Source organism: Mycolicibacterium holsaticum DSM 44478 = JCM 12374, from assembly GCF_019645835.1.
Lineage (GTDB): Bacteria > Actinomycetota > Actinomycetes > Mycobacteriales > Mycobacteriaceae > Mycobacterium > Mycobacterium holsaticum.
In genome coordinates this window covers 2,403,866-2,424,531 of sequence record NZ_CP080998.1, presented here as the reverse complement: position 1 = coordinate 2,424,531, position 20,666 = coordinate 2,403,866, and the positions used below count along the sequence as shown (strand labels likewise).

At 71.5% G+C, this 20,666-nt stretch carries 18 protein-coding genes; 7 read left to right on the top strand and 11 right to left on the bottom strand.

From position 1 onward, the window contains the following. Positions 1–6: 6 nt before the first annotated feature. Together cobN and K3U96_RS11640 are read right to left on the bottom strand one after the other, a co-directional pair. A complete protein-coding gene (cobN, locus tag K3U96_RS11645) occupies positions 7–3,591 on the bottom strand; it encodes a cobaltochelatase subunit CobN (RefSeq protein WP_220693115.1) in 3,585 nt (1,194 codons plus the stop codon). 316 nt (positions 3,592–3,907) lie between these two features. Beyond that, positions 3,908–4,147 (bottom strand): hypothetical protein, encoded by a 240-nt coding sequence (locus K3U96_RS11640; RefSeq protein ID WP_069406176.1) that lies wholly within the window; start codon positions 4,145–4,147, stop codon positions 3,908–3,910. 113 nt (positions 4,148–4,260) lie between these two features. Between K3U96_RS11640 and cobG the strand changes: the two genes are divergently transcribed. From cobG to K3U96_RS11625, 3 genes are read left to right on the top strand one after another with little or no spacing between them, the layout of a single operon-like run. Continuing rightward, entirely contained in the window at positions 4,261–5,385 is a 1,125-nt protein-coding gene (gene cobG / locus K3U96_RS11635) for a precorrin-3B synthase (protein WP_220693114.1), read from the top strand. Between the two features lie 9 nt (positions 5,386–5,394). Beyond that, complete coding sequence (locus K3U96_RS11630) at positions 5,395–6,021, top strand: precorrin-8X methylmutase (RefSeq protein ID WP_220693113.1); 627 nt, start codon at positions 5,395–5,397, stop codon at positions 6,019–6,021. Then, positions 6,018–7,481, top strand: coding sequence for a precorrin-2 C(20)-methyltransferase (locus K3U96_RS11625; protein ID WP_220693112.1), 1,464 nt, complete (start codon positions 6,018–6,020; stop codon positions 7,479–7,481). Before K3U96_RS11630 ends, K3U96_RS11625 begins: the two co-directional genes overlap by 4 nt. Here the strand turns inward: K3U96_RS11625 and K3U96_RS11620 are convergent. The 3 genes from K3U96_RS11620 to K3U96_RS11610 are packed head-to-tail and all read right to left on the bottom strand — an operon-like array spanning position 7,469 to position 11,824. Further along, positions 7,469–10,048, bottom strand: a complete 2,580-nt coding sequence (locus tag K3U96_RS11620; RefSeq protein WP_220693111.1) for a multicopper oxidase domain-containing protein — start codon at positions 10,046–10,048, stop codon at positions 7,469–7,471. The two genes, K3U96_RS11625 and K3U96_RS11620, sit on opposite strands and share 13 nt — an antisense overlap. After that, on the bottom strand, positions 10,045–11,133 hold the full coding sequence (locus K3U96_RS11615; protein ID WP_220693110.1) for a DUF8744 domain-containing protein: 1,089 nt from the start codon (positions 11,131–11,133) through the stop codon (positions 10,045–10,047). The genes K3U96_RS11620 and K3U96_RS11615 overlap by 4 nt, the downstream gene beginning before the upstream one ends. After that, positions 11,126–11,824 (bottom strand): helix-turn-helix transcriptional regulator, encoded by a 699-nt coding sequence (locus K3U96_RS11610; RefSeq protein ID WP_069406182.1) that lies wholly within the window; start codon positions 11,822–11,824, stop codon positions 11,126–11,128. Before K3U96_RS11610 ends, K3U96_RS11615 begins: the two co-directional genes overlap by 8 nt. A 58-nt stretch (positions 11,825–11,882) precedes the next feature. Here K3U96_RS11610 and K3U96_RS11605 point away from each other — a divergent pair, with 58 nt between their 5' ends. Together K3U96_RS11605 and K3U96_RS11600 are read left to right on the top strand one after the other, a co-directional pair. Next, a complete protein-coding gene (locus K3U96_RS11605; RefSeq protein WP_220693109.1) occupies positions 11,883–12,641 on the top strand; it encodes a DUF2249 domain-containing protein in 759 nt (252 codons plus the stop codon). Between the two features lie 84 nt (positions 12,642–12,725). Beyond that, positions 12,726–13,814 carry a phosphotransferase family protein gene (locus tag K3U96_RS11600; RefSeq protein WP_220693108.1) on the top strand — a complete coding sequence of 363 codons (1,089 nt, stop codon included), beginning with the start codon at positions 12,726–12,728 and terminating at the stop codon, positions 13,812–13,814. Here the strand turns inward: K3U96_RS11600 and K3U96_RS11595 are convergent. From K3U96_RS11595 to dprE2, 4 genes are read right to left on the bottom strand one after another with little or no spacing between them, the layout of a single operon-like run. Further along, on the bottom strand, positions 13,807–14,529 hold the full coding sequence (locus K3U96_RS11595) for a cobalt-precorrin-6A reductase (RefSeq protein WP_069406185.1): 723 nt from the start codon (positions 14,527–14,529) through the stop codon (positions 13,807–13,809). The two genes, K3U96_RS11600 and K3U96_RS11595, sit on opposite strands and share 8 nt — an antisense overlap. Further along, positions 14,529–15,284, bottom strand: a complete 756-nt coding sequence (gene cobM, locus K3U96_RS11590; RefSeq protein ID WP_220693107.1) for a precorrin-4 C(11)-methyltransferase — start codon at positions 15,282–15,284, stop codon at positions 14,529–14,531. Before cobM ends, K3U96_RS11595 begins: the two co-directional genes overlap by 1 nt. Further along, positions 15,281–16,459, bottom strand: a complete 1,179-nt coding sequence (gene cbiE / locus K3U96_RS11585) for a precorrin-6y C5,15-methyltransferase (decarboxylating) subunit CbiE (protein WP_220693106.1) — start codon at positions 16,457–16,459, stop codon at positions 15,281–15,283. Before cbiE ends, cobM begins: the two co-directional genes overlap by 4 nt. A gap of 28 nt (positions 16,460–16,487) precedes the next feature. After that, complete coding sequence (gene dprE2, locus K3U96_RS11580) at positions 16,488–17,237, bottom strand: decaprenylphospho-beta-D-erythro-pentofuranosid-2-ulose 2-reductase (protein ID WP_220693105.1); 750 nt, start codon at positions 17,235–17,237, stop codon at positions 16,488–16,490. A 34-nt stretch (positions 17,238–17,271) separates the two neighbouring features. Here dprE2 and K3U96_RS11575 point away from each other — a divergent pair, with 34 nt between their 5' ends. Then, positions 17,272–17,697 carry a F420-dependent biliverdin reductase gene (locus K3U96_RS11575; protein WP_220693104.1) on the top strand — a complete coding sequence of 142 codons (426 nt, stop codon included), beginning with the start codon at positions 17,272–17,274 and terminating at the stop codon, positions 17,695–17,697. On the opposite strand, the gene K3U96_RS11570 is transcribed toward K3U96_RS11575, so the two are convergent. Continuing rightward, the gene (locus tag K3U96_RS11570; RefSeq protein ID WP_220693103.1) at positions 17,694–18,824 is read right to left on the bottom strand and encodes a M24 family metallopeptidase; all 1,131 of its coding nucleotides are present in this window, start codon (positions 18,822–18,824) and stop codon (positions 17,694–17,696) included. The genes K3U96_RS11575 and K3U96_RS11570 overlap by 4 nt on opposite strands. A 40-nt stretch (positions 18,825–18,864) precedes the next feature. On the opposite strand from K3U96_RS11570, the gene K3U96_RS11565 reads away from it, so the two are divergent. After that, on the top strand, positions 18,865–19,824 hold the full coding sequence (locus K3U96_RS11565; protein ID WP_220693102.1) for a 5'-3' exonuclease: 960 nt from the start codon (positions 18,865–18,867) through the stop codon (positions 19,822–19,824). A gap of 6 nt (positions 19,825–19,830) precedes the next feature. On the opposite strand, the gene K3U96_RS11560 is transcribed toward K3U96_RS11565, so the two are convergent. Beyond that, positions 19,831–20,646: a DUF4333 domain-containing protein gene (locus K3U96_RS11560; RefSeq protein WP_220693101.1), complete on the bottom strand. Its 816-nt coding sequence runs from the start codon at positions 20,644–20,646 to the stop codon at positions 19,831–19,833. Positions 20,647–20,666: the final 20 nt, after the last annotated feature.

Here is a 20,666-nt window from a genome sequence, read left to right as displayed (position 1 = left end):
CCCAACCTAGCCTTCGAGCTCACCTTCGGTCTCCAGCAGCACTTGGCGCAGGTTTTCCAGCGTGGCCGCATCGGGTTGTGCCCACATGCCGCGGTCCACGGCTTCCAGCAACCGCTCGGCCATCCCGTGCAGTGCCCACGGGTTGGATTCGGCCATGAACTTGCGGTTCACGTCGTCGAGCACGTACTCGGCGGTGAGCTGTTCATACATCCAGTCGGCCATCACGCCCGCGGTGGCGTCGTAGCCGAACAGGTAGTCCACGGTGGCCGCCATCTCGAAGGCGCCCTTGTAGCCGTGCCGCCGCATGGCATTCATCCAGCGCGGGTTGACGACGCGCGCGCGGAACACCCGGGTGGTCTCCTCCGACAGCGTGCGGGTGCGCACCGCGTCGGGGCGGGTGTTGTCGCCGATGTAGGCCGCGGGATCCTTGCCGGTCAGCGCCCGGACGGTGGCCACCATGCCGCCGTGGTACTGGAAGTAGTCGTCGGAGTCGGCGATGTCGTGTTCGCGGGTGTCGGTGTTCTTGGCGGCCACCGCGATCCGGCGATACTGCCTGCTCATGTCGTCGGCGGCAGGCGCGCCGTCCAGACCGCGGCCATAGGCGAAACCGCCCCACGCCGTATACACCTGGGCCAGGTCGGCGTCGTCGCGCCAGTTGCGGCTGTCGATCAGCTGCAGCAGTCCGGCGCCGTAGGTTCCCGGCTTGGAGCCGAAAATCCTTGTGGTGGCCCGTCGTTGGTCACCATGTTCGGACAGGTCGGTTTGCGAGTGGGCGCGCACATAGTTGTCCTCGGTCGGCTCGTCGAGGTTCGCGACCAGCTGTACGGCGTCGTCGAGCATGGTGACGACGTGCGGGAAGGCGTCACGGAAGAAGCCCGAGATCCGCACCGTGACGTCGATGCGCGGCCTGCCCAGTTCGGCCAGCGCGATGGGTTCGAGGTTCACCACCCGCCGGGAGGCTTCGTCCCACACCGGGCGGACACCCAGCAGCGCGAGCACTTCGGCGATGTCGTCGCCGGCGGTGCGCATCGCCGACGTGCCCCACACCGACAACCCGACCGAGCGCGGCCACTGCCCGTAGTCCTCGCGGTAGCGCGTCAGCAGCGAATCGGCCATCGCCACACCGGTTTCCCACGCCAGCCGCGACGGCACGGCCTTGGGGTCCACCGAGTAGAAGTTGCGTCCGGTGGGCAGCACGTTGACCAGCCCGCGCAGCGGGGAGCCCGACGGGCCTGCCGGGATGAACCGGCCGTCGAGCGCATTGAGGATCTGGTCGATCTCGCCGGCGGTGCCCGCCAGCCGGGGCACCACCTCGGTCGCGGCGAACCGCAGCACGGCGGCGACGTCGGCGTTGTCGGTCAAGGTGTCGACGATGTCGGGGTTCCAACCCGATTCCTGCAGTGCGGCAACGAGTTTACGGGCACCGGCCTCGGCGGTGTCGACGGCGGACCGCTCGTCGTTGCCGTCCTCGGCCAGGCCGAGCGCCTGGCGCAGTCCGGGCACGGCCTGCTCTCCCCCGAACAGCTGTCGTGCCCGCAGGATGGCCAGCACCAGGTCGAGTTCGGCTTCACCGGTTGGTGTTTGACCGAGGATGTGCAGGCCGTCACGGATCTGCACATCCTTGATCTCGCACAGCCAACCGTCGACATGCAACAGCATGTCGTCGAAGGAGTCCTCGTCGGGCCGGTCCTCGAGCCCGAGGTCGTGGTCCATCTTCGCGGCCCGCATCAGCGTCCAGATCTGCTGGCGGATGGCCGGGAGCTTACCGGGATCGAGCGCGGCGATGTTGGCGTGCTCGTCGAGCAGTTGCTCCAAACGGGCGATATCGCCGTAGGTTTCGGCCCTGGCCATGGGCGGGATCAGGTGGTCCACCAGCGTCGCGTGGGCACGGCGCTTGGCCTGCGTGCCCTCGCCGGGATCGTTGACCAGAAACGGGTAGATCAGCGGCAGGTCGGCAAGCGCGGCGTCGGAGGCGCACGCCGCCGACATGCCAAGCGTCTTGCCGGGCAACCACTCCAGGTTGCCGTGCTTGCCCAGGTGCACAATCGCGTCAGCCTGGAATCCACTGTTCAGCCAGTGATAGGCGGCCAGATAGTGGTGGCTGGGCGGCAGATCGGGGTCGTGGTAGATAGCCACCGGGTTCTCCCCGAACCCGCGCGGCGGCTGCACCATCAGCACCACGTTGCCGGCCTGCAGGGCCGCGATCACGATCTCACCCTCGGGGTCGGCGCTGCGGTCGACGAACAGCTCACCAGGCGCCGCGCCCCAGTGTGCGGTCACGGCGTCGGTGAACCGCGTGGGCAGCGTGTCGAACCAGTCGCGATATTCCTTGGCCGACAGCCGGATCGGGTTGCCCTCGAGTTGCCCTTCGGTGAGCCAGTCGGGGTCCTGACCGCCGCGTTCGATCAGTTCGTGGATAAGCGCGTCCCCATCACCTGCCTGGAGCCCCGGGACGTCGCCGATCGCATATCCGCGCTCGCGCATCGCCCGCAGCAGGGCGACGGCGCTGGCGGGGGTGTCCAGCCCGACGGCGTTGCCGATGCGGGCGTGCTTGGTCGGATATGCCGAGAACACCACCGCGACCCGCTTCTGTGCGGGCGGGATGGCGCGCAGCCGGGCGTGGCGCACCGCGAGGCCCGCGACCCGCGCGCAGCGCTCCGGGTCGGCGACGTAGGAGATCAAACCCTCATCGTCGATCTCCTTGAACGAGAACGGAACCGTGATGATGCGCCCGTCGAACTCCGGAACGGCGACCTGGCTGGCCACGTCCAGCGGCGAGAGCCCGTCGTCGTTGTCCTGCCACTGCGCGCGCGAGCTGGTCAGGCACAGGCCCTGCAGGATGGGGATGTCCAGGGCGGCCAGATGCGCGACGTTCCAGGTGTCGTCGTCACCTCCGGCGGTGACGGTGGCCGGGGTGGCGCCGCCGGCGGCCAGCACGGTCGTCACCATCGCGTCGGCGGTGCCCAGCACGTCGAGCAGTTCGGCGTCGGCCGTGCGCAGCGACGCGCAGAACACCGGCAGTGCCCGGCCGCCGGCATCCTCGAGGGCCGCACACAGCGCGTCCACGTAGGCCGTGTTGCCGGCCAGATGCTGTGCGCGGTAATAGAGCACCGCGACGGTGGGGCCGTCGGTGTTTCGGACCGGACGTTCGGTGACACCCCAGTTCGGGGTCGTCTCCGGCGGTGCGAAACCGTAGCCGGTCATCAGCAGCGTGTCGCACAGGAAGGTGTGCAGCGCACGCAGGTTGGCCACGCCGCCGTGCGCGAGGTACAGATGCGACTGCACGGCCACGCCCGCCGGCGTGGTGGAGTGGCCCATCAGCTCGGCGTCCGGCGTCTGCTCACCGCTGACCACCACCGCGGGCACCCCGCTGGCCACCACGGTGTCGATGCCGTCCTGCCACGCGCGGTAGCCGCCGAGGATGCGCACAACCGCGATGTCGGCCCCGCCGAGCAACTCCTCGAGTTCGCCGTCGACGAGCCGCGACGGGTTCGCCCACCGGTACTGCGCGCCGCTGGCGCGCGCGGTGATCAGGTCGGTATCGGACGTCGAAAGGACCAGTACGGTCGGGTTGCGGAGGGGCTGAGCCACCCACCATTCCTACCCCATGGCCGAATTTTCGCGTTTGTGGAGCGGTAGCCGCGGTCAGCGCGGCTAGGACTCCTCAAGTCGCCCAGACGCCGGTCAGCGCCGATTCCACCGATCGTGGGTGGTGTTCGGATACGGCAGTCCCAGCGCGGCGAGCAGGACGACCAACAGCGCGGCGAAGATCAGTAGTTCGAACATCGTTGTTCCTTCCAAACAGATCCAGATGTGCAGAAGCTACGGCGAAAACCGGCCCTAGCTATCGACTTGTGTGGGACGGATCACCGCGGCCAACACTGTGGCCGGCGTCACATCGATGGCGCTACAGGCGGTCCATCTCGCGTCCCATGAGGGAGTTGTCGAGCCAGGCGTAGCGCTTCGGGTACTGGCGCCGCGCCGCCTTCTGCTTCTTCTGCTTCTTGGCCGGCGTCGCCGAGCGCGCGACGGCAGTACCCCACAGCACCTGTTGTTCGGTGATCAGGACCGGCTCCTGCGCGGGCGCCGGGGCGCTGCGCGTGCTCGGCGTGGCCGTAGGGTCAGAACGTGTTGTCAGGCTGGTCATTTCATACTCTCCACCATGGTTGCCGGTATCTGATGAGAAGAGTCTGGGCCGCCGATGCCGAGCGGTCATGCGTAGCGGACTACCTGTGTTGATCGCGGGCGTACGGTGGGTCCATGGCCCGGACCCGCGAGCACGACGCCTGCCCGGGGGCCTTGCACGTGCACCGCGCCGCCGACGGCGCGCTGGCGCGGGTCCGGCTTGCCGGCGGGATGATTGCCGCCGCGCAACTGCAGGCGCTGGCGGCGGCCGCGACGCGGTGGGGTTCTGGCACTTTGGAACTCACGTCGCGGGCCAACATCCAGATCCGCGGCATCGCCGACGACGCGGCGACGACCGCGGTTGCCGACGCCGTCGCCGCCGCGGGGCTGCTGCCCTCACCGACACACGAGCGGGTCCGCAACATCGTCGCCTCGCCGCTGTCGGGCCGGGTTGCGACGACGACCGACATCCGCGCCATCGTCACCGAACTCGACGCGGCGATCCAGGCACGGCCCGGCCTCGCCGCGCTGCCTGGCCGGTTTCTGTTCGGTATCGACGACGGCCGCGGTGACATCTCCGGGCTGGGCGCCGACGTCGGAGTGCATGTCGTCGGCGATGCGGCGGCGGTGCTGCTGGCCGGCCGCGACACCGGCGTCCGGCTGTCGCTGCCGCAGGTGGTGCCCGCCTTGGTCGACGTCGCGCAGCGCTTCGCCGACACCCGCGAAAATGCTTGGCGCATCGCCGAACTCGACGACCCGGGCGCACTGATCGCCGGCCTGGCGGTCAGCGCGCAGCCGGGAGCGACATGGCAGCCGGTCACCCGCCCGCCCGTCGGCTGGATCGCCCAGCGCGACGGTCGTATCACGCTGGGGGCGGCTGTGCCGCTGGGCGTGCTGCCTGCCCGCACGGCCGAGTTCCTGGCCGCCATCGACGCGCCGATGGCCATCACCCCGTGGCGTTCGGTGCTGGTCTTCGACCTCGACGAAGGCCGGGCCGACGTCGCGCTGCGCGTGCTCGCCCCGATGGGGCTGGTGTTCGACGAGCACTCGCCGTGGCTGTCGGTCAGCGCGTGCACCGGCAGCCCGGGCTGCGCGCACTCGGCGGCCGACGTGCGCGCCGACGCCACGGCGGCCGTCGATGAACCCGTCTCCGGGCACCGCCATTTCGTCGGGTGCGACCGCGCCTGCGGCAGCCCGCCGGTCGGTGAGGTGCTGGTGGCCACCGGAGACGGATATCGGCCGCGCAAACCGCCGCCGTAGGGTGAGCGGATGCTCGACTACATTCGCGACGCCGCCGAGATCTACCGGCAGTCGTTCGCGACCATCCGCGACGAGGCCGACCTCGCCCGTTTTCCCGCCGATGTGGCCCGGGTGGTGGTGCGGCTGATCCACACGTGCGGACAGGTCGACGTCGCCGGGCATGTGGCCTACAGCGACGACGTGGTCGCCAAGGCCCACGCCGCGCTGGCCGCGGGCGCGCCAGTGCTGTGCGACTCGTCGATGGTGGCCGCGGGCATCACCAAGTCCCGGCTGCCCGCCGGCAACGAGGTGGTGTCCCTGGTCGCCGACCCCCGCGCGCCTGAGCTGGCGGCGCGGCTGGGCACCACCCGCTCGGCGGCCGCGGTGCAGCTGTGGGCCGACCGGCTCGGCGGTGCCGTGCTGGCTATCGGCAACGCGCCCACCGCGCTGTTCCGATTGCTCGAGCTGCTCGACGACGGCGCGCCCACCCCCGCGGCGGTGCTCGGCGGCCCGGTCGGTTTCGTCGGCTCGGCACAGTCCAAACAGGAACTCATCGACCGGCCGCGCGGGATGGCCTATCTGGTCGTGACGGGTCGGCGCGGCGGCAGCGCGATGGCGGCCGCGGCCGTGAACGCGATTGCCTCCGAAGCAGAATGAGCACATCACCCGGACAGCTGTGGGGTGTCGGGCTCGGACCCGGCGACCCCGAACTGGTGACCGTCAAGGCGGCGCGGGTGATCGGGGAGGCCGACGTCGTCGCCTACCACAGCGCGCGCCACGGCCGCAGCATCGCCCGCGGCATCGCCGAACCGTATCTGCGCCGGGGGCAGATCGAGGAGCATCTGGTCTACCCCGTCACCACCGAGACCACCGACCACCCCGGCGGATACGCCGGTGCGATGGAGGACTTCTACCGCGAGGCCGCCGACCGCATCGCCGCCCATCTGGAGGCCGGCCGCAACGTCGCCCTGCTCGCCGAGGGCGACCCGCTGTTCTACAGCTCCTACATGCACATGCACAACCGGCTCACGCAGCGGTTCGACGCGGTGATCGTGCCGGGCGTGACGTCGGTGAGCGCCGCATCCGCGGCCACCGGGACACCGCTGGTCCAGGGTGACGAGGTGCTCACGATCCTGCCGGGCACGCTCGGCCTCGACGAGCTCACCCGCCGGCTCGCCGATACCGACGCGGCCGTCGTGCTCAAGCTGGGTCGTTCGTATCCCTCGGTGCGCGAAGCGCTTTCGGTGACGGGGCGGTTGGACGAGACGTTCTATGTCGAGCGGGCCAGTACCGCCAAGCAGCGGGTGCTCGGCGCGGGCGAGGTCGACGAGGACAGCGTCCCGTACTTCTCGCTGGCGATGCTGCCGGGCCGGCCGCGGCGCGCGCAGCGCACCGGCAGCGTCGTCGTGGTGGGGCTGGGCCCGGGTGCCAGCGACTGGATGACGCCGCAGAGCCGCCGCGAGCTCGCCGCGGCCACCGACCTCATCGGCTACGGGCCCTACCTCGAACGCATCGGGGCCAGGGAGGGCCAGCGGCGCCATCCCAGCGACAACACCGACGAACCGGCCCGCGCGCGGCTGGCCTGCACCCTGGCCGAACAGGGCCGCGCGGTCGCGGTGGTGTCCTCCGGGGACCCCGGCGTGTTCGCGATGGCGACCGCCGTGCTCGAGGAGGCCAAGCAGTGGCCCGATGTCGACGTGCGGGTGATCCCGGCGATGACGGCCGCGCAGGCGGTGGCCAGCCGGGTCGGCGCGCCGCTGGGCCATGACTATGCGGTGGTCTCGCTGTCGGACCGGCTCAAGCCGTGGGACGTGATCGCCGCCCGGTTGGCCGCCGCGGCCGCGACCGATCTGGTGCTGGCCGTCTACAACCCGGCGTCGAAAACCCGCACCTGGCAGGTCGGTGCGATGCGCGACCTACTGCTCGAACACCGCGATCCGGGCACCCCGGTGGTGATCGGTCGCGACGTGTCGGGTCCCGCCGAGGAGGTGAAGGTGGTGCGGCTGGCCGACCTGGACCGGGCCGACGTCGACATGCGCTGCCTGCTGATCGTCGGGTCCTCGCAGACCCAGTGGTACGGCGACCGGGTCTTCACCCCGCGCCGCTACCCGGGTTGAGCCGTGACCTCGATGACCCCGTGCGCGCCGCGTTCGGCGTCGACCATCGCGTGGTTGACGAACGGGTAGTGCCCCGGCTGATCGAACTGAAGCTCCACGAATCCGCCCTGGGCCGCGAACAATCCGAGCGTCTGCGCGCCGCCGGGGCCCGGCCGCAGCCGGTAGGTGCCCTCTGCCCACACCGTGTCGAACTGGCCGCCGACGACGTGAAACGAGGTGCCGCGGCTGGGACCGGCGGCCAGCACCCAGATCCGCACCCGCTCCCCGACGGTCGCGGTCAGCGGCGCGTGGTCGTACTGGTTGGCATACCCGTTGAACACCACGAGGTCGGGCTTGTCGGCGGCGACCTTGGCCGCGTCGACCTCACCGTCGGGCGGGCCGAGGTAGAACTCGGACTGCACCAGCAGGTATTCGCGGTCCACGGGCGCCAGGTCGGGCGGGTCGATGATCACCGCGCCGAACATGCCGTTGGCGATGTGCACCGACATCGGCATCGTCGAACAGTGATACAGCCACACCCCCGCCCGCCGCGCGGTGAACCGGTAGACCAGGTGCTCGCCGGGTTGGATCGTGCGCATCGGTTCGTCGGGGGCCAGCGCGCCGGCGTGGAAGTCGACCGAGTGTCCGATCGTGCCGTCGTTGACCAGGGTGACCTCGAAGACGTCACCGACCTTGCCGCGCAGCGTCGGCCCCGGCGCCGAACCGCCGAATGTCCACAGCCGCTGGGTGATTCCCGGTGACACCTCCCGCTCGGCCTCGCTCACCGTCAGCGTGACGCGGTGATCGGGCGTGGACGCCGGCAGCGCCGGGTCGTGGGCCACGAAACCCTCGCCCGGCGGCGCGGTGAGGCTGCGCGCGATGTCGTCGGCGCTGACCGCGGCGGCGGCGGTCTGCTCGTGATGGCCGGGGTGCGTAGTGGGCGCCGCAGCCCCGACCGCCCGCACCGCCAGCGTCATCCCCATCTGCCGGTGCCCGGCCACCGAACACCAGCCGTCCACGTCGCTGCCGATCACGCCGGCGTCGAGCGCCGCGCTCTCCCCCGGCGCCAGGCGCGACGTGCGGGTTCCGTTGGCCAGCACCAGATCGTGGTGGTCGGAACCGGTGTTGACGAGGTGGACCACCAACCGGTTTCCGGCGGGCACCTCGATGGTGTCGGGCACGTAGCGCATGCCCTCGATGTGCACCTCGACCTGGGTGGTCTGGCCCGTGGCGGTCACGGCCGCCGACGGTGTGGTGGCGATACCGACCGTGGCGGGATCGGCGGCCACCGCGGCCGCGGCCGTCAGCACCACCACGCCCAACCCGGCGGCGGCGACGCCGAGGCGGTGCCGCACCGGCGGCCCGGCCGGCGGCGGACCCGGCGTCGACGGGGTGTCGCGGTTGCGTCGCGCCTGCCACACCGCCCGCACCAGCAGCGGCAGGAACGCGGCGTAGGCGACCAGCACCAGCACCGATGCCGCCACCCGCACCAAACTCGGCGTCGGCAGCACGCACAGCAGCAGCGCGAAGTTGGCCACCGCCAGCCGCCACGGCGCACCGCGCTCGAGCTCGCCGGCCGCCGCGATCGCCGCCGCGCGCCCGCCGACCACGATAGTGGTCAGATACGTCATCGCCCCGAGCAGCACCTGCACCAGGAAGCCGGCCAGCACCGGCACGGTGAGCAGCCCGGCGCGGTCCAGCACCGCGGGCCATGTCGGTGCGGTGGCGAAGGCCACGACCGCAAACCCCAGCGAGCCCAGCAGCCACACCACCCCGGCGAACACCGACAGCGTCGCGAAGGTGCCCGGCCGTTTGCGGCGCACCTCGTCGAGGTGCGGCCACAGCACATAACCGGCCCCGGCCAGGTACGCCAGCGTGCCCGCCGCGGTGACCGCCGGTGAGCCGGCCACCGCGCCCGACGCCGCCACACCCAAACCGCCTACCAGCGCGGGCAATCCGCGTCGGGCGGCCACCTCGACACCGTCGGCCATCCGGGTGCGCAGCATCGTCGGCCACAGGGTGACCAGGGTGCCGAGCACCGAAAGCCCGACGAACCCGAACACGTTCATCGCCGCGTGGGCGACGATGAGCCGCTCGTGCAGTGCGCCGGGCAGGGTCGGGTTGGCCATCGTCACGCCGAGCCCGGCGCCGACGGCCAGCAGCGCCGCCGCCGCGACGTAGTAGCGCACGGTGTCGCCGAAGCGCGACGGCAGGGCACTGCGTAGCTGACGGGTCAACGTGACGGCGTGGGCCAGCGCCACGACACCGACCACGACACCGCCGGCCAGCACCACCGGCCAGAAGTCGACGAGCATGCCGGTGACCACCGCGACCGCGCCGGCGTTGAACGCTGCGATGCGCCACGCCTGCCCGGCCCGCGACGGGTCCGGTGGACGGCGCAGCAGCGCATCGGTGAAATGGCGGCTCCAGATCAGGATCGCGTTACCGGCCGCGCCGAGACCGAGCAGATGGACCAACAGCCAACCCGAGATCGGCACGGACCGGTGAACGAGCGCGACCACGACAAGTGCTGTCAGCCAGGCGAATACGATCGCGCCGACGCGCAGGTGCCACGGTCCGCGGTTCATGCGGGCACCTCGATCGGCCGGCGGGTCGCCGCGTGCACGGCGACGGCGGCGAAGGCCAGCACGGCCACGATGTTGAGCACCCCGCCGGCCTGCACCGCCCACTGCACGTCGCGCACGTCGCCGACCGCCACCCGCAGCAGCAGCGATGCGTGCAGCAGCACCACGGGCCCGTACATCGTCGGGGTGTACGGCAGCGGGCGGCGCAGCACCGCGGGCAGGATGACCGGTGCGTGCGCCATGATCATCGACAGCACGAACCCGAGCATCACCGCGTGCACGATCGCGTCGTAGCCGCGACCGGAGTCCACCGGGCCGATCAGCAGCCAGGCCAGGCCGGGGACCATCAGCCACGCGTATCCGGCCAGCAGGCATACCGCCATGTAGCGCGTCAGCCCCGTGGTGTGAACGGTGCACCTGGCCACGTCGAACCGGAAGAGCCAGCAGGTGATTCCCAGCACCGCGGCGCCCAGCAACGCGAACCCTGCTGCCGGCCAAAGTAATTGCGCGACCGCGCCGACGACCAGCGCGGCCGTCGCCGCGCCGAGCAGGAGTTCGGCCCGGACCCCCGGCATCGTCACCCGGGCCAGTTCGAGGCGCTCACCGACGATGGTCAGGACCAGGAAACCGGCCAGCCAGCCCAGCAGATCCGGCACCGGCAGCCCGGCCGACCACAGCAGCGCCGCACCGGTGGCCAGCACCGCGCCCGCGGCCTGCACCAGCACCGCAGTGTCCCAACTGCGCCGCCACAGCGGCACGTAGACCGCCACCAGCATCGCGGCCCCGGCCACCAGGGCGGCGCAGGCGAGGTGGCGCGGCGCGGGGGTGACGAGCAGTACCGCGCCCAGCCCGAGCAACGCCGGAGCCAGGTAGCACCACCGCCGGCCCGCGGCGACGGCGCGTTCCACGGCGATCAGGGTGCCGACGAAGCCCAGCACCAGCACGATGCCGTGCGCCTCGGCCAGCCGCACCGTTTCCACCGGTGCGGCCAGCCCGAGGCGCAACAGTCCCGCGTCCAAACCGGCCAGCAGCGCGAAGCCGCCGGGCAGCAGCAGCAGCGCCCGCAGTGGAATTCGGTTCTCAGCCATGCTTTTTGACCACCGGATCGGGCAGGAACAGCCGACAGGCGCCGGGCTCGGCGAACGGGATCAGACCGAGACCGGGCCCGGTGGGTGCGTCGATGCTCTGCAGCAGTCCCTCGACGATGCCGAGGTGGACCTGGCACACCACGTCCGGGTAGCGGCGGGCGGCGTCCAGCAGCGGGCAGCGGCGCAGGGCGACGCCGCGTTCGGCGCCTTCGTCGTCGGGGGCGAATCCGAGCCGGGTCAGCGCGTCGAGCACGGCCTTTCGCTGGTCGCCGTCGGCGCGGGCGGTCCCCTCGACCAGCTCGCGTCCCCACTCCACACCCGCGGCGCGGGCATCACGCTGCGGGTCGGCGCTGGTGCGGGCCAGATGCCCGGCCAGCGCGGTGGCCAGGCCCGCGTAGTCGCGGGCCAGCAGGGCGGGGTCGGCGGCGGACGGCCGATACAGCGCGGCCGGCCGCCCGCGTCCGACGGCGGGTTCGGTGGCGCGCTCGACGAGACCGAGGTCCACGAGCGCGTCGAGGTGTTCACGCACGGTGTTCTGGTGCAGCCCGAGGCTTGCGGCCGCGTCGGTCGTGCGGACCGGTGCGTGCGCCCGCACGTGCTCGAGCACCCGCAGCCGCTGTTCGGACAGCGGCACGTGGCCAGCCGACGACGGCGTCGGCGCGGGGCCGAAAGGCGGTGCACTATTTACCACGGAAATTATTGTAGTAAATTGCTGGGTATCGGACCAGTGCAGCGGAAAGGAACCCACCATGACCATCAACGAGGTAATCGTCGCCACCTCCTCTGCCGACGCGGAGGCGGCCGAGACCGTCAAGAACCATCACGCTGAGCTGGCCGGACATCTGCAGGCGCGCACCGAGGCGATGCTGTCGGCCGCCGAGCGCGGCGGCGACTTCGAGGCCGCGCGCGCGGCGGCCACGCAGTTCCTGACCGGCGAGCTGCTGCCGCACGCCGCGGCCGAAGAGGCCCGCCTGTACCCCGCCGCCGCCAACACCGAGCGGGCCCGGCCGCTCATCGAGTCGATGATCGCCGTGCACCGCGTACTGGCCGCCCTGGTGGACCGGATCCGCACCGAGAAGTCACCGGTGCGCGCCGCCGCGGCCGGTAACGCGCTGCGGGTGCTTTTCGACGCTCACCTGATCGACGAGAACGATCGCATCCTGCCGATCGTGGCCGCCGACCCCGACGTGTCGCTCGCCGATGCCCTGGGCGGGATGCACGAGTTGCTCGGGGGCCATCACGACGCCGAGGGCGGGCACAAGTGCGGTTGCGAGAGCGACGCCGAGGAGCCGGTGCTCGACGTCTGCGAGGTCCCGCACTCGATCCGGCACGCGACGGTTTTCGGCGCGTTCGACGCGGTTCCGGTCGGCGGCAGCATGGTGCTGGTCGCGCCCCACGACCCGGTGCCCCTGCTGCACCAACTGCACGACCGCACCGCGGGCCGGATCTCGGTGGACTACCTGGTGCGGGGACCGGAGGCGTGGCGGCTGCGCCTCACCCGGCACTGACGCGGCGGGCGCGCAGCCTCGTTGACGACTGTCGCCCTTACCGATAGCGTTTCGGCGCAAACCCGACACCACCAGGGAGGCGCCGTGGGGCAGCAGACCCCATCGACAGATGAGGGCACCGTCGCGACCATCCCCCGCGGTCCGGCCGATGTGACGCCCCGGTGGCTGAGCTCGGTGCTCGGCGTCGACGTGCAGTGCGTCGACGTGACACCGATCGGCACCGGGCAGACCGGCGCCACCTACCGGGTGACGGTGACGTACGCACAGCGCACCGCGCTGCCCGAGACGTTCGCGATCAAGCTGCCCGCCCAGGACGACGCGGTCCGGGAACGCGTCGCGCTGGGCTACCGCTCCGAGGTCGAGTTCTACACCGACGTCGCCGACAAGGTGGCCATCCCGGTTCCCGGCTGCTTTCACAGCGACATCACCGACGACGGAACAGATTTCGTGCTGGTGCTCGCCGACATGGCGCCCGCCGTGCAGGGCGATCAGATCGCCGGATGCACCGAGCAGGAGGCCGGGTTGGCGGTCGAGGCGCTGGCCGGTCTGCACGGGCCGACCTGGTGTGACCCCGTCTGGCTGCAGCTGTCCGGGATCGCGATGCCCAAACCCGGCGACGAGGCGGCGGCCACCGGCATGGGCGAGGTGTGCCGGATGGCCGCCGAGATCACGATCGACAAACTCGGTGACTCGATGAGCGCTGAGGACCGTGAAACCCTCACGGCGGCTATGGCGTTGGTGACCCCGTGGTTGCTGGCCGAGCCGGACCGGTTCGCGGTGATGCACGGGGACTACCGGCTCGACAACATGCTGTTCGACCCCGACCACGCGCGCATCAGCGTGGTGGACTGGCAGACCGTCGGGGTCGGCCTGCCCGCCCGCGACCTCGCGTATTTCACCGCGACCAGCCTGGTGCCCGAGACCCGCTCGGCCATCGAAAAGGCCCTGGTGCGCCGCTACCACGAGGCGCTGGCCACCCACGGCGTCACCGGGTATGACCTCGAAACCTGTTGGCGTGACTATCGGCTCGGCGCGGTGCAGGCCCCCGTGCTCACCGCGCTGGGATATGCGTTCGCCTCCTCGACCGAACGCGGCGACGAGATGATCCTGACCATGTTGAGCAGGGGCTGCCGCGCCATCCGGGAGCTGGACACCCTCGAGCTGATCACATAGCCCGGACCCATTGGACCGCGTCGTCGACGGTGCTCACCGTCCTCACCCCCGCGGGCAACGGCGGGCGGTCCACCATCACCACCGCGACGCCGAGGTCCGCGGCGGCGTCGAGCTTGGGCCGGGTCATCGGCCCGCCGCTGTTCTTGGTCACCAGCGCGTCGATGCGGTGTTCGCGCAGCAGCGCCAGCTCGTCGTCGTAGCGGTACGGGCCGCGGGACAGCACGACGTGGTGACGGGGCGGGAGGTCCGCGGGTTCGGGTGCGGTGACCGCGCGGATCAGAAACCACGCGTTCAGGTGGGCGAACGCGCCGATACCTGAGCGGCCGGTGGTCAGGAAGACCCGCGAATAACCGTTGTCGGCAACCGTTTTCGCCGCCTGCGTATCGGAGCCAACCAGGATCGCCGCGCCGGGCGGCCAGGCGGGGCGGGCCAGCAGCAGATGGGGCACCTCGAGTTCGGCGCACACCTGGGCGGCGTGCGCGGTCATCGTCGCGGCGTACGGGTGGGTGGCGTCGACGACGGCGTCGACCGCATGGTCGCGCAGCCAGCGCCGCAGCCCCGCCACCCCGCCGAACCCGCCGATCCGGACCTGGCCGACCGGCAGCGCGGGGTCGGGCACCCGGCCGGCCAGCGAGCTGATCACCTCGACGTCCGGATGCAGTCGGGCGGCCAGCGCGCGGGCCTCTGAGGTGCCACCCAGCAACAGGATCCGCATCAGTGCCTGCCCCTGCGCACGCGTCCCGACGAGTACAGGTAGCTGTCGGCGAAGCCCTCGGCGCCGAGCACGTCGCCGACGACGATCACCGCGGTGCGGCTGATCCCGGCGTCGTGCGTGCGTTCGGCGAGATCTGCCAGCGTGCACCGGATGACCTGCTCTTGGGGCCAGGAGGCGAACGCCACGACCGCGCAGGGTGTTTCGGGTCGGTATCCGCCTGCGAGCAGTTCCGGCACGATCGAGTCGACCTGCGCGGCGGCCAGGTGCAGCACCAGCGTCGCACCGGATTTCGACAGCGTCTGCAGGTCCTCGCCCGGCGGCATCGCGGTCGACAGCGTCGCCACCCGGGTCAGCGTGATCGTCTGGGCGACACCGGGGACCGTCAGCTCACGGCCCAGCGCGGCGGCCGCCGCGGCGAACGCGGGCACGCCGGGCACGATCTCGTAGCCGATGCCCAGCGCGTCGAGGCGCCGGCACTGTTCGGCCAGCGCGCTGTAGATCGACGGGTCACCGGAGTGCAGCCGCGCGACGTCCAGGCCCGCGGCGTCGGCGTCGGCGAGTTCGGCGACGATCTGCTCGAGTGTCAGCGGACCGGTGTCGACCACCCTGGCGTCCGCAGGGCACAGCGCCAGCAGGTCCTCGGGCATGATCGAGCCGGCGTACAGGCAGACCGGGCAGCGGCTCAGCAGCCGCTGGCCCCGCACTGTGATCAGGTCGGCCGCGCCGGGGCCCGCGCCGATGAAGTAGACGGTCATCGCTTGGTCACCGACCACTGCGTGACGGGAAACGCGGGCCGCCAACCGGTGAACCCGCCCAGCGGTTCGCCGTGGTGGTGCTGGTAGCGCGACAGCTCACCGCCGAGCCGCGAAAACCATTCGGCCAGCAGCGCTTCCGATTCGACGGTCACGGCGTTGGCGACCAGCCTGCCGCCGCCGGGCAAGCTGTCGAAGCACGCCTGCAGCAGGCCGGGACGGGTCAGCCCACCGCCGACGAAGACCACGTCGGGCGGTGCGGTGTCGGCGAAGGCCTGCGGCGCATCACCGCGCACGTCGACCATGACGCCGAACGCGGCCGCGTTCTCGGTGATCCGTTTGCGGCGCCGCTCGTCGCGCTCGAAGGCCACTGCCCGACAACCGGTTCCGCTGCGGCACCATTCGATCGCGATGCTGCCGGAGCCCGCGCCGACGTCCCACAGCAGCTCTCCCGGCCTGGGCGCGAGCGCCGCGATCGTCGCGGCGCGCATCGGCTGTTTGGTGATCTGCCCGTCGTTGGCGTAGGCGTCGTCGGGCAGCACCCCGTACTGGCGCTCGTCGGGCAGATAGTGCACGGCGACCACGTTGAGATCGTCGACGTCGGGCGGCGGGTCCGCGGCCCATTCGCGTGCGCTCGCCGAGCGGACCCGCTCGGCCGGCCCGCCGAGTTGTTCGAGCACGGTCATCTCGGAGTCGCCGCGTCCGGTGTCGCTGAGCAGCCGCGCCAGGGTCGCGGCGCCGGCACGGTCGCGCGACAACACCACCGCGCGACCACCGCGCCGCACCGCGGTATGCGGTTCGGCGGTGACCAGGCTGATCACCTCGGTGTCGTGCACCGGCCAGCCGAGCCGGGCACACGCCAGCGTCACCGACGACACCTGCGGCAGCACCCTGACACGGTGCGCACCGTGCAACCGGACCAGCGAGCCGCCGACGCCGTGCAGCAGCGGGTCGCCGCTGGCCACCACGTGCACGTCGCCGTCGGCGCCGTCGAGCACGGCGCGCAGGGCCGGCAGCATCGGCGACGGCCATTCGCGGCGCACCGCGGTCACGGTGTCATCGAGCAGATCCAGCTGCCGTGGTGACCCGTAAATAACTGTGGCCCTGACTAATTCGGCTCGGGAAGCGGGCGCCAGGCCGACCATGCCGTCCGCGCCGATGCCGACGACGATGATCATTGCCGTCCGTTCTTCGCGCAAGCCCTCATCACCGCGGCAACCTCCGCCACACGAACTGCGGCAGCAACCGCATCCCGGCGAAGACCGGCCGCAGGATCGCGGGCACCCACACCGTGCGGCGGCCCCTGGCCAGCGCGCGCACCGTCGCCGCCGCCACCTGCTCCGGGGTGCTGGAGAACGGTGCGGGCGCCATGCCCGCGGTCATGCGCCCGATCACGAACCCGGGCCGCACGGTCAGCAGCCGCACACCCGAGCCGTGCAGCGCGTCGGCCAGGCCGCTGCAGAACCCGTCGAGCCCGGCCTTGGCCGAGCCGTACACGTAGTTGGCTCGTCGCACCCGCACCCCGGCGACCGACGAGAACGCCACGATAGCCCCCTCTCCGGCGGCCCGCATGGTGGCGGCCAGCACGGTCAGCAGGCTGACCTGCGCGACGAAATCGGTGTGCACGATCGCCACCGCATGCGCCGGATCCTTCTCGGCGAGCTCTTGGTCACCGAGGATGCCGAACGCCAGCACCGCGGTGCCGATCGGGCCGTGCTCGGTGACGATCGAGTTCACCAGCGGCCCGTGCGCGGCCAGGTCGTCGGCGTCGAACTCGCGGACGGCGACGGCGACGGCCCCGGCGGCCCGCACGGCGGCCACCTGCGCGTCGAGCTGGTCGGCGCGGCGGGCCGCCAGCACGATCCTCGCCCCCGGTGCCAGGCGGGTGGCCAGCTCGAGCCCGATCTCGCTGCGCCCGCCGAAGATCACCACCAGCGTCGCGCCCGTGTCGTCCACGGCTGGGATTATCCACTGCGCTAGGTTGGGCGTGATGGCCCAGTCCAGCCGCAAGGCAACCACCCGGCTCAACAGCGACGCGTTGGCGTTTCTGTCCGAGCGGCATCTGGCGATGCTGACGACGCTGCGGGCCGACAACTCCCCGCACGTCGTGGCGGTGGGTTTCACCTTCGATCCGACCACCCACATCGCGCGGGTCATCACCAGCGGCGGCTCGCAGAAGGCCGTCAACGCCGAGAACCGGGGCGTGGCCGTGCTCAGCCAGGTCGACGGCGCACGGTGGCTGTCGCTGGAGGGCAAGGCCACGGTCAACACCGACCCCGACGCCGTGCGCGACGCCGAACTGCGCTACGCGCAGCGCTACCGCACTCCGCGGGTCAACCCGAAGCGGGTGGTGATCGAGGTCCGCGTCGAGCGGGTGCTGGGCTCGTCGAGCCTGCTGGACCGCACCGAGTCCTAACCGCCTGCCGGCACCACCACCAAGTCGTGCGGGCGGTTGTTGACCGGTTCGGCGCCGTCGGCGGTGACGATGACGATGTCCTCGATGCGCGCGCCCCACTGGCCGGGAAAATAGATGCCGGGTTCGACGGAGAACGCCATGCCGGCCTCGAGCGGCAGGTCGTTGCCCGCGACGATATAGGGCTCCTCGTGCACGGAGAGCCCGATGCCGTGGCCGGTGCGGTGTACGAACGCCTCGGCGAGGCCATCGGCGGCCAGCACATCGCGGGCGACGGCGTCCACCTGCTCGGCGGTCACGCCCGGACGCACGAACTCGACGGCGGCGCGCTGCGCGTGTTGCAGCACCGCGTAGCGCCGCGCGATCTCGGCGCTCGGCTCGCCGATGCTGTAGGTGCGGGTGCAGTCGGAGTTGTAGCCGGGCTCGTACGGGCCACCGATGTCCACGACGACGACGTCGCCTGCGCGCAGTTCACGGTCCGAGCATTCGTGGTGCGGGTCGGCGCCGTGCGGCCCCGACCCGACGATGATGAACGCCACCTCCGAATGCCCTTCGGCGACAATGGCGTCGGCGATGTCGGCGGCGACGTCGGCCTCGGTACGGCCCGGCACCAGGAAGTCGGGCACCCGGGCGTGCACGCGGTCGATCGCCGCGCCCGCCTTGCGCAGCACGTCGATCTCGGCGGGGTCCTTGATCATCCGCAACCGGCGCAGCACCTCGGTCGCCAGCACCGGGACCGCGCCGAGCGCCTCGGCCAGCGGCAGCAGGTGCAGCGCGGGCATCGAGTCGGTGACCGCGGTGTGCAGGGTGCCGCCGCCCAGCACGTCGGCCACCAGCCGGTAGGGATCGTCGCCGTCGACCCAGTCGCGCACCGGCAGGCCCAGATCGGGCACCGCGGACTCCTTGAGCGCGGCCAACTCCAGGCGGGGCACCACGACCGTCGGCTCCCCGTCGGCGGGCAGCACCAGCGCGGTCAGCCGCTCGAAGGTCTGCGCCCGCGAGCCGATCAGGTAGCGCATGTCGTAGCCGGGCGAGATGACCAGGCCGGCCAGGCCGGCGCCGGCGGCGGCGGTGGCGGCGGACTGCAGCCGTCGGGCGTAGACGTCGGCGCTGAATCGACTGGCGGTCATGGAGTTCAGGCTAATGCGCGCCCCTGGCAGGATGACAGCCATGCCCGCTCCCCTGTTGCTGCTCGACGGCGCCAGCATGTGGTTTCGTTCGTACTTCGGCGTGCCCTCGTCGATCACGGCGCCCGACGGTCGGCCGGTCAACGCGGTGCGCGGATTCCTCGACGCCGTCGCGACCGTCATCACCCGTGAGCGTCCCGAGCGGCTGGTGGTCTGCCGCGACGACGACTGGCGCCCGCAGTGGCGGGTGGACCTGATCCCGTCGTACAAGGCGCACCGGGTTGAGGAACCCCAACCCGACGGGACGCCCGACATCGAGGAAGTGCCCGACGATCTGACACCGCAGGTCGACATGATCCTTGAGATCCTGGACGCATTCGGTATCGCGACGGCCGGGGCGGCCGAGCACGAGGCCGACGACGTGCTGGGAACGCTGGCAACCCGGGAGCGGCGCAGCCCGGTCGTGGTGATCAGCGGTGACCGGGATCTGCTGCAGCTGGTCGGCGACGACCCGGTGCCGGTGCGGGTGCTCTACATCGGGCGCGGGCTGGCCAAGGCGACGTTGTTCGGGCCGAAGGAAGTCGCCGAGACCTACGGCGTCCCGGTGCACCGCGCCGGCCCGGCCTACGCCGAGCTCGCGTTGCTGCGCGGCGACCCCTCCGACGGGCTGCCCGGGGTGCCGGGGGTCGGCGAGAAGACGGCGGCCACGCTGCTGGCACAGCACGGGTCGCTGGAGAACATCATGGCCGCCGCGCACGACCCGAAGTCCAAGATGTCCAAGGCGTTTCGGACCAAGCTCTTGGCCGCCACCGACTACATCGAGGCGGCCGAGCCGGTGGTGCGGGTGGCCACCGGCTGCGACGTCGACTTCTCCACCCCCGACGACACGCTGCCGCTGGCCGCCGGACAGCCCCGCAAGGTCGCCGAACTGGCCCAGACCTACGGTGTCACGTCGTCGATCGGCAGGCTGCAGAAGGCGCTCGACGGCCTGCCCGCGCGCTGACGGGCGCTACTTGGGCCGACCGACCTCGTAGGTGCCGCGATCGTCCTGGAACGTCACGGTGACCTGACGTTTGGTGCCGTCGATGCTGACCTCGCAGTTGAAGCTGGCGCCCTTCTCGACCGTGGGGTCCTGGCCGTCGTTGCACTTGACGTCCTTGACGTTCTTGGCGCCGTAGCCGTTGGCCTCGTCGGTGAGGATCTGCTGCACGCCGCTCTGGGCCGCGTCGATGTCGAGTTTGGTGGTCACGAAGAAGCCGGGCTTCCAGAACCCGAGCACCAGCACCACCGCGACGATGATCACGGCCAGCAGGCCGATGACGCCACCGATCACCGCCATCGAGCGTTTCGAACCCTCCTCGCCGCCGGGCTGGCCGTAGGGCGGGTACTGGCCGAACTGGCCGGGCTGCTGACCGTACTGGGTAGGCGGCTGGCCGTAGGGCTGGCCGTACTGACCGGGTTGACCGGGTTGACCGGGTTGACCGGGCTGGCCGTACTGACCGGGCTGGCCCGGTTGACCGTACTGGCCGGGCTGCGGATAGGCCTGCGGGTTGTACTCGGTGGGCTGCCCGTACTGCTCGGTCGGCGGGTACTGCTGCGGCGGCTGGTAGGCGGGCTGCTGGTACTGCGGGTACTGCTGGGCCTGCTGGGGGTCGTAGGCCGGCGGCTGCCAGGCCTGCGGCTGCTGCTCGCCACCGGACGGCTGCTGCTGCCACTGCTGGTTCGCCTGGTCCCCGGACGGATCGCTCGATGGCTGGTCCGTCGGCTGTTCCGGCTGCTGGCCGGGCCACGGCTGCGTCGGATCAGATCCCTGCGGTCCGCTCATCTCACTCCTTCACCCGCGGC

What these genes read in the sequence shown, in the direction of transcription:
- K3U96_RS11640 (WP_069406176.1), bottom strand. Translation starts at nt 4,147, where the DNA reads ATGACCAGCCTGACAACACGTTCTGACCCTACGGCCACGCCGAGCACG.
- cobG (WP_220693114.1), top strand. Translation starts at nt 4,261, where the DNA reads ATGGCCCGGACCCGCGAGCACGACGCCTGCCCGGGGGCCTTGCACGTG.
- K3U96_RS11630 (WP_220693113.1), top strand. Translation starts at nt 5,395, where the DNA reads ATGCTCGACTACATTCGCGACGCCGCCGAGATCTACCGGCAGTCGTTC.
- K3U96_RS11625 (WP_220693112.1), top strand. Translation starts at nt 6,018, where the DNA reads ATGAGCACATCACCCGGACAGCTGTGGGGTGTCGGGCTCGGACCCGGC.
- K3U96_RS11620 (WP_220693111.1), bottom strand. Translation starts at nt 10,048, where the DNA reads ATGAACCGCGGACCGTGGCACCTGCGCGTCGGCGCGATCGTATTCGCC.
- K3U96_RS11615 (WP_220693110.1), bottom strand. Translation starts at nt 11,133, where the DNA reads ATGGCTGAGAACCGAATTCCACTGCGGGCGCTGCTGCTGCTGCCCGGC.
- K3U96_RS11605 (WP_220693109.1), top strand. Translation starts at nt 11,883, where the DNA reads ATGACCATCAACGAGGTAATCGTCGCCACCTCCTCTGCCGACGCGGAG.
- K3U96_RS11595 (WP_069406185.1), bottom strand. Translation starts at nt 14,529, where the DNA reads ATGCGGATCCTGTTGCTGGGTGGCACCTCAGAGGCCCGCGCGCTGGCC.
- cobM (WP_220693107.1), bottom strand. Translation starts at nt 15,284, where the DNA reads ATGACCGTCTACTTCATCGGCGCGGGCCCCGGCGCGGCCGACCTGATC.
- cbiE (WP_220693106.1), bottom strand. Translation starts at nt 16,459, where the DNA reads ATGATCATCGTCGTCGGCATCGGCGCGGACGGCATGGTCGGCCTGGCG.
- K3U96_RS11575 (WP_220693104.1), top strand. Translation starts at nt 17,272, where the DNA reads ATGGCCCAGTCCAGCCGCAAGGCAACCACCCGGCTCAACAGCGACGCG.
- K3U96_RS11570 (WP_220693103.1), bottom strand. Translation starts at nt 18,824, where the DNA reads ATGACCGCCAGTCGATTCAGCGCCGACGTCTACGCCCGACGGCTGCAG.
- K3U96_RS11565 (WP_220693102.1), top strand. Translation starts at nt 18,865, where the DNA reads ATGCCCGCTCCCCTGTTGCTGCTCGACGGCGCCAGCATGTGGTTTCGT.
- K3U96_RS11560 (WP_220693101.1), bottom strand. Translation starts at nt 20,646, where the DNA reads ATGAGCGGACCGCAGGGATCTGATCCGACGCAGCCGTGGCCCGGCCAG.